The organism is Blattabacterium cuenoti, assembly GCF_014252255.1.
Lineage (GTDB): Bacteria > Bacteroidota > Bacteroidia > Flavobacteriales > Blattabacteriaceae > Blattabacterium > Blattabacterium cuenoti_J.
This window is the reverse complement of sequence record NZ_CP059213.1, coordinates 246450-259762: the sequence shown is the minus strand read 5'-3', so window position 1 is coordinate 259762 and position 13313 is coordinate 246450. Positions and strand designations below refer to the sequence as shown.

Genomic DNA, 13313 nt, shown 5'->3' with positions numbered 1-13313 from the left:
ATTCTTTATTTTCTTATTGAATCCATCTCTTTTTTTTGTTGATCTTTTTCTACAACTAATTCGTATGGAGGTCCTTCTAAATGTTTTAATCCATTAACTAATTTTTTTCTAAGAAAAGAAGCTAGTTGTTTTTTCATACATTTACTATGTAAATCTGCATATTCTGATTTTAATTCTTTAATTTCTTCACTAATTTGAGTTATTGTTCTAATTTTTTTATCCATTAAATGTGAACTAGTAATACTTATTAAAGATAGTATAGTCATAAAAACAATGAAATTCCAACTACGATAGGCATCTTCTTTGATTAAAAATTTTCCTTTTAGGAAATATTTTATATTATTTTTAATATTTTGAATGTTATTTTTCATTTTCATTGCATTTAAACAATTATTATTTTAATTTTTCTGCTATTCTTAACTTAGCACTTCTGGATCTTGAATTTTTTATAATTTCCTTATAGCTTGGTTTAATAACTTTTTTATGTATCATTCTGAATGGAATAGTTTTAAAATTCATTTTATTTATTAAAATTCCTTTTTTAAAAAAATTTTTTATGATTCTATCTTCTATAGAATGATATGAAATTACAGATATTCTACCTCCTGGTATAATAATTTTAGAAGATTCTAATAAAAAATTCTTTAAAATATTTATTTCATCATTGACTTCTATTCGTATAGATTGGAAAATTCTAGCAAGAAATCTTTTTCTTTCTTTAAAAGATCCATGAATAGAAAAAAGATGAATTAAATCAAAAGTGTTAATAATTTTTTTTTGAATACGTTTTTTAAGTATTTTTTCTACAATTTTTTTTGCATTTTTAAATTCTCCATATTCATAAAATATATTAAATAACTCTTTTTTTGAACATTCATTAAGAACATTTTTAGCAGAATAAGAAGATTCTTGATTCATTCTCATATCTAAAGTAGAATTTAATTTATTGGAAAATCCTCTTATAGGATTATCTATTTGTAAAGATGAAATACCTAAATCAACTAATATTCCTGATACTTTTTTAATATTTTTTTCATTTAAAATATTACGTATATAAATAAAATTCTTATGAAAAAGATGAAAACGTTTATCTTTAATAAAATTTTTTTTTATAGATTCTTTGTCTTGATCTAATGCTATTAAAGTTCCTTCTTTATTTAATTTTTTTAAAATAGCATAAGAATGTCCTCCCCCACCAAATGTTGCATCTACATAAATTCCATTTTTATCTGTAATTAAATTTTCTATACTTTCTTTTAGAAGAACTGGTTTATGATGAAAATAAAAATGTTGAAAGTTCATTTTTTTTTATAAAAATATATTATATAACGAAATTATGTTTTATCAGTATATGTTTTTCTGTGCATTTATCATTCATTATAATTAAAATTTTTTTAAATGAAATTTGATTTAATTAAAAAAGATCGTTTTTCTAAAGCAAGGGCTGGTATTTTACAGACAGATCATGGAAAAATAGAAACTCCCATTTTTATGCCAGTAGCTTCAAAAGGTTACGTAAAAAATGTTCCAGTACATGATGTATATCAAATATCGAAAATAATTTTAGGAAATACTTATCATTTATATTTACAACCAGGAATTGAAATATTTCATAAAGTAGGAGGAATTCATTCTTTTATGAATTGGAAAGAATCTATACTAACAGATAGTGGCGGTTTTCAAATTTTTTCTATGAGAAAATTAAATAAAATTACAGAATATGGAGTAGTATTTAAATCTATTATAAATGGATCTTATCATTTTTTTTCTCCAGAAAAATCTATGGAAATTCAACGTTTTATCGGTGGAGATATTATTATGGCTTTCGATCATTTTCCTCCTTTTCCTTGTAGTTATCAAGAAGCTAAAACATCTTTAGAAAAAACACATCTTTGGTTAAAGAAATGTTCTTCTTATTTACAAAAGAATCCAGAAATATATAATTATAAGCAAAGTTTTTTTCCTATTATTCAAGGAAGTATTTATCCAGATCTCAGAAAATATTCTGTAGAAAAAATATCTTTATTAGAATCGGAAGGTTATGCTATAGGAGGATTAAGTTTAGGAGAAGAAAAAGAAAAAACATATAATATAACTGATTTATTAACAGATTTATTACCTAAAGAAAAACCTAGATATTTAATGGGAGTTGGATATCCTGTAGATATTTTAGAAGGAATATCTCTTGGAATAGATATGTTTGATTGTGTTATACCTACAAGAAATGGACGTCACGGAATGTTATTTACATGGAATGGTATAATGAATATAAAAAATAAAAAATGGGAAAAAGATTTTTCTTGTTTAGATGAATTTGGAAATTCTTATGTAGATAAATTGTATAGTAAATCTTATCTTAGACATCTTTTTTTATCTAAAGAGAATTTAGGAAAAGAAATAGCTTCTATACATAATCTATCTTTTTATTCAAATTTAGTTAAACAAGCAAGAGTTCATATCATGCATAATAAATTTTCTTCTTGGAAAAAATCTATTATTCCTTTATTAAAAGAACGTTTATGAAAATTTTGGACCGTTATATTATTCGTAATGTTTTGTTCACTTTCATATTTATTACTATTTCTTTACAATTTATATCTATAGTGATAGATATTTCTCAACGTATGCATCGTTTAGAAAATAATCAAGGATCTATTAAAAATGCCTTAATTTTTTATTATCCTTTTTGGTCTATTTGGTTAGCTAATACTTTTTCTCCTATTTCCGTTTTTTTATCTGTTATTTTTTTTACATATAAATTAGAAAAACATTCAGAAATTACGGCGATTTTATCAAGCGGAATAAGTTTTAATAGATTAACTTTTCCTTATTTAATATCTGCTTTTATAATAGGAGTTGTAGCATTATTAATAAATTATTATTTTCTTCCTTTATCTAATAAAAAAAAAAATCAATTTCATTATCAATATTTATTAAGTCCAAGATATAAAAAAAAATATGAAAAAAATCAAACAGTTAGTATTCAAATTTCAAAAAATGAATATATTTTTATGAAAAATTTTTCAAAAAAAGAAAATATAGGAAAAGAATTTGTCTATCAAAAATTTAATGGTAAAAAATTAATATATATTTTAAAATCTAAAAATATTTTTTGGTCAAAAAAAAATAAAATATATATTTTATTTGATTATAAAGAAATTACATTAAAAAAAAATTATGATTCCTTTATTAAAGGAGATTATAAAATAAAAAAATTTTTTTTTACTCCTGAAGAACTTTTACCAGAAGAATATATAGCAGAAACTATGAATATTTATGAACTAAAAAAATTTATAGATATAGAAAAAAAAAACAGAAATGTAAATATATATTTAAATGAATATTATCAAAGAACAAGTTTACCTTTTTCAACTTTTATATTCACTATTTTAGGATTATCTCTTTCTTCAAAAAGAAAAAAAAGTGAAATTGGTATTATTATAGGAATTATATTAGTTATTTTTTATATTTTTTTCACAGAAATTACAAAAATATACTCTATAAAAGATTATATACCTTCTTTTTTATCTATTTGGCTACCAAATGTTATTTTAGGAATAATTACAATATTTTTTTATTATAAAAATCATTAAAAAAAATTTACTTCATCAAGTATATCATTATTTATTATTAGTTAGTTCGTTATGTTATGCAACGATTACCAATTAATTCATTTCAAATCCTACTATATATACTTGTCCATTTTGTTTAATTAATTTTATAGTAACATCTCCTGAGTATTTTTTTAAAATACGATCAACATCATTAGGTTTTTTCATTTTTTCTCCATTAATAGATAAAATAATATCTCCTTCTTCCATTCCTATAGAACTTAAACGACCTGTTCTAATTTCTTTTATTCTAATTCCATAATCAATTCCAAAATCTTTTTTATATTCTTTATTAAGTTTTTCAAATGTTGCTCCTAATAATTCGGAAGGATTAATTTCCTCTTTACTTCTTATTTTTTTTCTTCCTTGTAAGTCTCTTAAAATAACATTAAAATTTTTTTTATATCCATTACGGATAATATTTATTTTAATCTTATCACCTGGATGTTTTGTTCCTACAATAAATGATAAATCTGCTACATTTTGTATTATAGTACCGTCTATACTTTTTATAATATCTCCTTTTTTTAAACCTGCATCTGCAGCTCCGCTTTTATCAAATACTTCTCCTATTAAAAAACCTTGTTGTGTTTTTATATTTTGATGTGTTTCTTGATTATAATCCTTTATATATTCGATTTTAGATAAATCCATTCCTCTTACACCTAAATATGCACGTTGTACTGCCCCGTATTTTTTTATATCTTGTATAACTTTAGCTACTAAATTAGAAGGAGCAGCGAAACTATATCCTATAAAATTTCCTGAAGATGAAGAAATAGCAGTATTAATTCCAATTAATTCTCCATTTGTATTAACTAAAGCCCCTCCACTATTTCCAGGATTTACAGCTGCATCTGTTTGAAAAAAAGATTCAATAGCTGATTGTGTTTCTCCTCTTAATATTCCTAAACTTCTATTTTTTGCACTTATAATACCTGCTGTTACAGTTGAATTTAAATCAAAAGGGTTTCCAATTGCTAAAACCCATTCTCCTATCTGAACTTTATTAGAATCTGAAAAATAAATAAAAGGTAAATTTTTATCATTTATTTTTAATAATGCGATATCAGTACTTGAATCCGTTCCTATCAATTTGGCCCTATATGATCTTTGATCATAAAGAGTAATTTCAATTTTTTCTGCATCTTTTATAACATGATTATTCGTTACAATATATCCATCAGGTGATATGATAACTCCTGATCCATGAAGTCCAGGAAAGTCATTTTTTTGAGATTTTTTTCCTCTATTTCCAAAATCATCAGGAAATCCAAAAAAGAAATCAAATGGATCAAATTGATTATTGTATTTTTTTGAATAATTTTTTACATTTACTACTGCATTTATTGTTTTTGCTACGACTCTTGTAAAATCAGGTAATCCTGCAGAACTAACTAATGATGATGGATCTGATGAAGTGAACTTTGTTTTTGGAAAATAAGAATAAGAAGATGATGTATATGGAAAAATTAAAGGATCTTCTTTAGTATATTGTTTATATGCAGCAATAGTTATAATTGAACTTATCATACTGCTAAGTATAATACAAAAAACTATTTTTTTCATAGTTATTGTTATTAGTTATTAGTTATTAGTTAATTAAATTATAGTTATTTATATTTTATATTTATATTTTATTTTATTTACACAAATATATAAAAAGAAATTAATAAAATTCATTACTTATTTTTTTATTAAAAATAATGTTAACTTCGTTTTTATAAATGTATTATAAATGCATGAATGCAGTTAAATGTATAAATGGAATATGAAATTGAATTTTTTTAAATATCATGGAACAGGGAATGATTTTATACTTATAGATTCTAGAAAAAAAAAAATAATAAAGGAACATTCTTTTTTTAAAAAATTATGTGATAGACATTTTGGTATTGGTGCAGATGGAATTATTTTTATTCAAAATGATTCAACCAGTGATTTTTATATGCAGTATCATAATTCTGATGGAAAAGAAAGTACAATGTGTGGAAATGGAGGAAGATGTGCTATTTTTTTTGCTAAAAAATTAGGAATTATTCCAAATAATAATCAAGAAGAAAATAAAACTTATTTTAGAGCTATAGATGGATATCATTATGGATCTATAATAAAAAATAATAAGAATAATAATAATAATTTTGTTTCTTTGAGTTTACTTAATGTTAAAAAAAATGAAATTGAAATTCATCCAAAACATATTTTTTTAAATACTGGATCTCCTCATCATATAATTTTTGTAAAAAACGTAAATAAAATAGATGTATATAAAGAAGGAAGAAAAATTAGATTTCAAAATCCTTATTTAAAAAAAGGCGTTAATGTTAATTTTGTAGAGATACTTGAAAATAATATCTTACAAATAAGAACTTATGAAAGAGGAGTAGAAAATGAAACTTTATCTTGTGGTACTGGAATAACTGCTTCTGTTATTTCAGCATATAAAATGAATAAAATTTCCTATATGAAAAAAATTATTGTGAAAACTTTAGGAGGAAATTTATGGGTTTCATTACAAGAAACAAAAAATGAATATAAAAATATAAATTTAACTGGACCAGTTCAATTTATATTTGAAGGTTTTATTGAAATAAAATAATGGAAAAAAAAAATAATTATTCAATTAATAGTGATTCTTTAAAATTTCTTAAAAAATATTTAAATGGATCTTCTCCAACTGGATGTGAAAGTGAAGGTCAAAAAATATGGATAAATTATATTAATTCTTATGTAGAAAAAATTCATATAGATTTATATGGTACAGCTGTAGGAATTATTAATCCTAATTATAAATATAAATTAATTATTGAAGCACATGTTGATGAAATATCTTGGTATGTTAATTATATAACAGAAGATGGAATTATATATGTTTCTCGTAATGGAGGATCTGATCATCAAATAGCCCCCTCTAAAAAAATTATTATTCATACCGAAAAAGGATTGATTCATGGAATATTTGGATGGCCTGCTATTCATACAAGAAAAGATTCAGAAGAAAAATCACCTAATATAGATAATATCTTTATAGATATTGGTGTATCTAGTAGAACTGAGGCAATAAATTTAGGCGTTCATGTAGGTTGTATTATTACTTATCCTGATGAATTTTTTATTATGAATAATAATTATTTTGTGTCTAGAGCATTAGATAATAAAATAGGAGGTTTTATAATAGCAGAAATTGCCAAGATGATAATGGAGAATAATGTTCATTTAAAATTTGGATTATATATAGTAAATTCTGTTCAAGAAGAAATAGGATTAAGAGGAGCTAAAATGATAGCTCAAACAATACGGCCAAATATGGCTATTGTTACTGATGTAACACATGATACATCAAGTCCTATGATTGATAAAAAAATACAAGGAGATATTAAATGTGGATTAGGACCTGTAATTGGATATGCTCCATCAATACATAAAAATATTAGAGAATATATTATTAATACTGCTAATAGGAATAAAATTCCTTTCCAACGTTTAGTTTCATCTAGAAATACAGGAACAGATACAGATGCTTTTGCTTATTCCAATAAAGGGGTATTATCTGCTTTGATATCTATTCCTTTAAAATATATGCATACTACAGTAGAAATGGTTCATAAAAAAGATGTAGAAAAAACTATATCATTAATTTTTGAAACTTTACAAGAAATTAATAATTCTAAAAAGTTTTTTATTGATGAAATCTAAAATGAATTATATCTCCATCTTGAATTAAGTAATTTTTTCCTACTAAAAAAATTTTTCCAGCTTCTTTTACTTTTTTATTTGATTTATATTTTATAAAATCATTATAATGAATTACTTCTGCTTTTATAAATCCTTTTTGAAAATCTGTATGAATAACTGAAGAAGCTTCATAAGCTGTACATTTATTAGGAATAGACCAAGATCGAATTTCTTTATTTCCTACTGTAAAAAAACTTTGTAAGTTTAATAGCTTATAAGCTTCTTTTAAAATTTTTTCAATTTCATAATATATATAATTTTTTTTCAATGATAAAACAACTAAAGTAGAATTTTCTAATTCTATTATTTTTTGAAGATTTTTTATATAAAAATGAGTTTTATTATTTAATTTTTCATCAATATTACATATATAAAGAACAGGTTTAATAGTTAATAATTGTAAATCAGTTATATATTTTTTTTCATCTCCTTGAAATGGATACATTCTAATATTTTTTCCTTCTTTTAAAAAAGAAAAAACTTTTTTTAAAATATTGATAGATTTATGAATTTTATTTTTTCTTTTTATATTTTCTAATTTATTTTCTATTGTTTCTAAATCTTTTAATTGTAATTCCATATCAATAATTTCTTTATCTCTAATAGGATTTATAGATCCTTCTACATGTAGAACATTCATATCTTGAAAAAAACGTATCATATGGATGATAACATTTGTCTCACGAATATGAGATAAAAATTTATTTCCCAATCCATCTCCTTTATGAGATCCTTTTATTAAACCAGCTATATCTACTATTTTTATTTCAGATGGAATAATTTTTATTGGATTAATGATTTTTTTAAGTTCATATAACCTTTTATCTGGAACTTTTGTCATTCCATAATTAGGTTCTATAGTACAAAAAGGAAAGTTTTCGGATAAAGCTTTTGAGTTAGAAATAAAATTAAAAAATGTTGATTTTCCTGTATTTGGAAGACCAATAATTCCACATTTCATTGATTTTATTTAATTTTAAATTAGTTTTTAATTATAAAAATTACAATTTTTATCAATATTGTATTGTAATAAATTGAATTATCAATTTTTTAATGAATGAAAGGAAATAAAATGCCGTTTTGGAAACATATTGAAGAACTCAGAAAACATGTTATTCATTGTTTTTGTGCAATCATCATAATGATGATTATTTTAATGAATAATAAAAATATTATATTTGATTATATTATTTTTGCTCCATCTAAAACAGACTTTATTACTTATCGTATTTTTTATAAATTTACAAATACATTTTTAGGTTTTCATTTAAATACTATATCTTTTTTATCTAAAAATTTAGAAATACAAAATCGAAAAATATTTGGACAATTTAATATTTATATATGGACTTGTTTTATAGGAGGAATTATTTTATCATCTCCTTATGTTTTTTATGAATTTTGGATATTTATAAAACCAGCTTTATCGGAAAAAGAAAAAAAATATTCTCAAAAAATTCTTATAATAGTAATATTTTTATTTGTATTAGGAATTCTTTTTGGTTATTTTATATTATGTCCATTTTTAATACACTTTGGATATTCTTTTAGAATCAGTCAAGTTCCCAAAAATATATTTGATTTATCGGATTATATTTCTTTGATGATACATTCTGTTTTATCTATGGGAATTGTTTTTTTATTTCCATTTTTTATATTTATTCTTACTAAAATGGAATTAATTTCTCATACATTTTTAATAAAATATAGAAAACATGCATTGTTAATAATGTTAATTATAGCTTCTGCTATTACACCTGGAGATATTTTTAGTACAATAATTGTTCTAATTCCTCTATTAATTCTTTATCAAATTAGTATATATATATCATTTTATATAAATAAAAAAACCTCTTAATTTTTTACAAGAGGTTTTTTTATTTTATTATTTATGATTTTCGTATTGTTATTTCAACACGTCGTCCTTTATTTTTATATTTTGCTCCTACTAATACTCGAACATTTATTCGAGATGCATCTACTCCTTTGGAGACTAAAACTTTAAATACTGAATTTGCTCTTTTTAAAGATAAAATTTTATTATAAGAAAATTTTCCATGAGAATCTGTATATCCATCTATATAAAATTTAGAATGAGGAATTTTATTAATCATTATTTTAGCTATTTCATGAACAATAATTAAATAACGATGAGATAATTTAAATTTTTTAAAATCAAATAAAATAGGACTAAAAACGATATCAGGACATCCTTTATTTTCTTTTTTACCAAATTCTTTAGGGCATTTATCTTCATTATCTGGAATATTATCTGAATCTGTATCAGGACATCCTTTGAATTTTTTTAATCCAAATTTATTAGAACATAAATCTTCTTTATCTAAAACTCCATCATTGTCAGAATCTTTTTGATTTTTATTATTACAAAAAATTTTTTCTTCTTCTTTTTTTTCTTTTCCTTCAATAGGAAAATAAGAATGATCTTTATTTATTTCTACTATTTTTTTATTTTCATGTTCTTTATGATCATTCTGATTTTTATTATATTTATATTTATTAAATTTTAAATTTCCAAAACGGAAAATAACTCCTAAATTGTGTTTCCAAAAATTTAAATAATCTCCTGATTGATACGCAAATACTTTATTATAAGTACTTTGTGCATTAATTCCAAAATTAGATACAATCCAAAAATTTAATCCTAATCCTCCGTCTATAATAAAAAAATTATTCTTATTTGTTTTAAAATATTTTGTTTCTGAAATTCTTAATTCTCTTTCTATATATCCATTAAATTTATGATATCCTGCTCCTAATCGTAAATATGGATCCAATTTATAATGAGGAAAAATATATAAATTTACTCCATTACTTAATTTGAAAAAAAAACCATTTTCTATTCTCCATCTAGTATTATCTATCATACCTGATGATGCATTTAAATATAAACCAATGTGTTTTTTGATATTATACTCTAATTCTAGATTAGAAATAATAGGATTAAAACTATTATTTCTTTTCATAAAAAAATTTCGAAAAGGAGATGTAATAGGAAAATAATTAATATCATGTGTTCCTATTTTAAGAAACCATTTTTCTTTTTCTTTTTCTTTCGAATCTTTAGAAAAAACTTGAAAAAAAATAGAAGAAAATAAAGTAAATAAAACAATAATAAAAAAATTGACGTTTTTCATAAAACTATAATTTCTTTGATCTAAACAAATATAGATATTTGATTTTAAAAATAAATTAAATATTTTATTTAATTTTTAAAGATTTTTTTATTTTTCTCTATTTCTCTTAAATAATCTCTTTTTCGTAAGTATTCACGTTTATCATATATTTTTTTACCCTTTGCTAAAACTAATTTCATTTTTACATATCCTTTATCATTTATAAATAATTCAATAGGAATAATAGTTAACCCTGTATTTTTCAATTTTTTATTAATTTTTTTTAGTTCTTTTTTTTTCAATAATAATTTTCTTTCTCTTCTACTTGTATGATTTTTGTGAGTTCCGAATTTATATTCAGCTATGTACATATTAATAGAATACAATTCTCCATATCTCATTTGACAAAAACTTTCTACAATACTTACTTTATTTTGTCTAATTGATTTTACTTCTGTACCAAATAATTGTATTCCAGCTACATAATGATCTAAAAAATGATATTGAAATTTTGCCTTTCTATTTAAAATACTCATAACATAATTTAATTAATTGTTATTTTTGTAAGTAGTAAGTATGAATAAAAAATAATATATCAAAAAAATTTTATTTTCAAAAAAAAATAGAAATAAAAATGAATGTACCTTATTTAAAAAATTTATGTTCTCAAGTAAGAAGAGATATTTTACGAATGATAAATGATGCACAATCTGGACATCCAGGTGGATCTTTAGGATGTGTGGAATATTTTGTAGCTCTTTATAAAAATATTATGCATTTTGATCCAAAAAAATTTACCATGGATGGAAAAAATGAAGATCTTTTTTTTCTATCTAATGGACACATTTCTCCTGTTTATTATAGTATATTAGCACGTTTAGGGTTTTTTCCAATTCAAGAATTATCTACTTTTAGAAAATTAAATTCACGTTTACAAGGACATCCTTCTGTGCATAGAAAATTACCTGGAATACGTATTTCATCTGGTTCCTTAGGACAAGGAATGTCTGTTGCTATTGGTGCAGCTTTATCAAAAAAATTAAATAAAGAATTTCATCGTATTGTTTATAGTTTACATGGAGATGGAGAATTGAATGAAGGACAAATTTGGGAATCTGTATTATATGCAGGATCAAAAAATATTGATAATTATATAGCAACAGTTGATTATAATGGACAACAAATAGATGGAACTACAGATGAAGTATTACCACTTGGTAATTTAAAAAAAAAATTTGAATCCTTTGATTGGAAAGTTTTAGAAGAATTAGAAGGAAATAATATTGAAAAAGTTATTTCTATTTTAAAAAAAGCCAAAAATGAAACTGGAAAAGGAAAACCAATTTTAATTATTCTATACACACAAATGGGATATGGAGTGGATTTTATGATAGGAAATAATGCATGGCATGGAAAATATCCTAATCAAGAAGAATTAAAAAAAGCTTTATATCAAATTAAAGAAACTTCTTTAAAAGATTATCCAATAAATACTCAATAATATGTAGAATACAATAAAATAATATGAAACAATATAAAAATCAAGGTTTAAAAGAAACTAGAGCTGGTTTTGGTAAAGCTTTAACTCATTTAGGAAGAAAAAATAATAAAGTTGTAGCATTATGTTCCGATTTAACTAGTTCTTTATTTATGAATCAATTTTCTAAAGAATTTCCAGAAAGATTTTTTCAAATAGGAATAGCAGAAGCTAATATGATTGGAATAGCAGCTGGACTTACTATTGGTAAATACATACCATTTACAGGAACATTCGCTAATTTTTCGACATCTCGTGTTTATGATCAAATTCGTCAATCTATTGCTTATTCTTATAAAAATGTAAAAATATGTGCTTCTCATTCTGGACTAACTTTAGGAGAAGATGGTGCAACACATCAAAGTTTAGAAGATATTGGAATGATGAAAATGTTACCTGGAATGACTGTTATTAATACATGTGATTATAATCAAACTTATGCTGCTACCATAGCTATAGCTCATTATTTTGGACCAGTATATTTACGTTTTGGTCGTCCTGCCGTAGCTAATTTTACAGATTATAATCAAATATTTAAAATTGGAAAAGCTGTTTTTTTAACAGAAGGAAAAGATATTACTATTGTTTGTACTGGTCATTTAGTATGGGAAGCTTTAGAAGCATCTAAAATTTTATATGTAAAAGAAGGAATAGAATGTGAAATTATTAATATTCATACAATAAAACCATTGGATGAAGAATCTATTTTAAAATCTGTAAATAAAACAAAATGTATTGTAACTGCAGAAGAACATAATTATTGGGGAGGATTAGGAGAAAGTATTGCAAGAATATTAACTACTAAAAAATGTTATTTTCCTCAAAGTTTAGTAGCTGTTAATGATGTTTTTGGAGAAAGTGGTAAACCTATGGAACTTTTGAAAAAATATAATATTGACCGTAATGCTATTATTAATCATGTAAAATTTTTATTAAAAAAAAAGAAAAATTAATATTATAAAAATTGAAAATTAAAAATATACAGAAATTAGTTCATAATTGGATTTTAAATCATGGAGTGCGTTATTTTGATATATTAACTAATACTATTCTTTTGTCAGAAGAAGTAGGTGAAGTTTCTAGAATTATTGCTAGAAATTATGGAGAACAATCAAAAAAAAAAAATTGTAAAAAAGAAGAAAATCTTGGAGAAGAATTATCAGATGTTTTATTTATAATAATTTGTTTAGCTAATCAAACTGGAATCAATTTAGAAGAATCGTTTCATAAAAAATTAAAAAAAAAAGAAATAAGGGATCATACAAGACACCATGAAAATGAAAAATTAAAATAAAA

The 13313-nt window shown here is 22.6% G+C and carries 14 protein-coding genes; 8 read left to right on the top strand and 6 right to left on the bottom strand.

Going from position 1 to position 13313, the window contains the following annotated elements:
* Positions 1–5: 5 nt before the first annotated feature.
* Together H0H41_RS01235 and rsmH are read right to left on the bottom strand one after the other, a co-directional pair.
* A complete protein-coding gene (locus H0H41_RS01235; RefSeq protein ID WP_223843735.1) occupies positions 6–377 on the bottom strand; it encodes an FtsL-like putative cell division protein in 372 nt (123 codons plus the stop codon).
* 16 nt (positions 378–393) lie between these two features.
* Positions 394–1302, bottom strand: a complete 909-nt coding sequence (gene rsmH, locus H0H41_RS01230; protein WP_185872432.1) for a 16S rRNA (cytosine(1402)-N(4))-methyltransferase RsmH — start codon at positions 1300–1302, stop codon at positions 394–396.
* A gap of 96 nt (positions 1303–1398) precedes the next feature.
* Between rsmH and tgt the strand changes: the two genes are divergently transcribed.
* Complete coding sequence (gene tgt / locus H0H41_RS01225) at positions 1399–2523, top strand: tRNA guanosine(34) transglycosylase Tgt (protein ID WP_185872431.1); 1125 nt, start codon at positions 1399–1401, stop codon at positions 2521–2523.
* Positions 2520–3593, top strand: coding sequence for an LptF/LptG family permease (locus H0H41_RS01220; RefSeq protein WP_185872430.1), 1074 nt, complete (start codon positions 2520–2522; stop codon positions 3591–3593). Before tgt ends, H0H41_RS01220 begins: the two co-directional genes overlap by 4 nt.
* Positions 3594–3665: 72 nt before the next feature.
* On the opposite strand, the gene H0H41_RS01215 is transcribed toward H0H41_RS01220, so the two are convergent.
* A complete protein-coding gene (locus H0H41_RS01215) occupies positions 3666–5180 on the bottom strand; it encodes a Do family serine endopeptidase (protein WP_185872429.1) in 1515 nt (504 codons plus the stop codon).
* Positions 5181–5382: 202 nt separating this feature from the next.
* On the opposite strand from H0H41_RS01215, the gene dapF reads away from it, so the two are divergent.
* Positions 5383–6210 (top strand): diaminopimelate epimerase, encoded by an 828-nt coding sequence (gene dapF, locus H0H41_RS01210; RefSeq protein ID WP_185872428.1) that lies wholly within the window; start codon positions 5383–5385, stop codon positions 6208–6210.
* Positions 6210–7307: a zinc-binding metallopeptidase family protein gene (locus H0H41_RS01205; protein WP_185872427.1), complete on the top strand. Its 1098-nt coding sequence runs from the start codon at positions 6210–6212 to the stop codon at positions 7305–7307. Before dapF ends, H0H41_RS01205 begins: the two co-directional genes overlap by 1 nt.
* On the opposite strand, the gene ychF is transcribed toward H0H41_RS01205, so the two are convergent.
* Entirely contained in the window at positions 7291–8307 is a 1017-nt protein-coding gene (gene ychF / locus H0H41_RS01200; protein WP_185872426.1) for a redox-regulated ATPase YchF, read from the bottom strand. The genes H0H41_RS01205 and ychF overlap by 17 nt on opposite strands.
* Positions 8308–8403: 96 nt before the next feature.
* On the opposite strand from ychF, the gene tatC reads away from it, so the two are divergent.
* Positions 8404–9204 (top strand): twin-arginine translocase subunit TatC, encoded by an 801-nt coding sequence (gene tatC, locus H0H41_RS01195; protein ID WP_185872425.1) that lies wholly within the window; start codon positions 8404–8406, stop codon positions 9202–9204.
* A 31-nt stretch (positions 9205–9235) separates the two neighbouring features.
* Here tatC and H0H41_RS01190 read toward each other — a convergent pair whose 3' ends face one another.
* The gene (locus H0H41_RS01190) at positions 9236–10501 is read right to left on the bottom strand and encodes an OmpA family protein (RefSeq protein ID WP_185872424.1); all 1266 of its coding nucleotides are present in this window, start codon (positions 10499–10501) and stop codon (positions 9236–9238) included.
* 68 nt (positions 10502–10569) lie between these two features.
* A complete protein-coding gene (gene smpB / locus H0H41_RS01185) occupies positions 10570–11016 on the bottom strand; it encodes an SsrA-binding protein SmpB (RefSeq protein ID WP_185872423.1) in 447 nt (148 codons plus the stop codon).
* A 98-nt stretch (positions 11017–11114) separates the two neighbouring features.
* On the opposite strand from smpB, the gene H0H41_RS01180 reads away from it, so the two are divergent.
* Genes H0H41_RS01180 through H0H41_RS01170 form a run of 3 tightly spaced genes read left to right on the top strand, consistent with a single transcriptional unit; the run spans position 11115 to position 13311 of the window.
* Positions 11115–11981 (top strand): transketolase, encoded by an 867-nt coding sequence (locus H0H41_RS01180; RefSeq protein WP_185872422.1) that lies wholly within the window; start codon positions 11115–11117, stop codon positions 11979–11981.
* Positions 11982–12004: 23 nt separating this feature from the next.
* On the top strand, positions 12005–12970 hold the full coding sequence (locus H0H41_RS01175) for a transketolase family protein (protein WP_185872421.1): 966 nt from the start codon (positions 12005–12007) through the stop codon (positions 12968–12970).
* Between the two features lie 11 nt (positions 12971–12981).
* Positions 12982–13311, top strand: a complete 330-nt coding sequence (locus H0H41_RS01170; protein WP_185872420.1) for a nucleotide pyrophosphohydrolase — start codon at positions 12982–12984, stop codon at positions 13309–13311.
* The last annotated feature ends 2 nt before the right edge of the window (positions 13312–13313 follow it).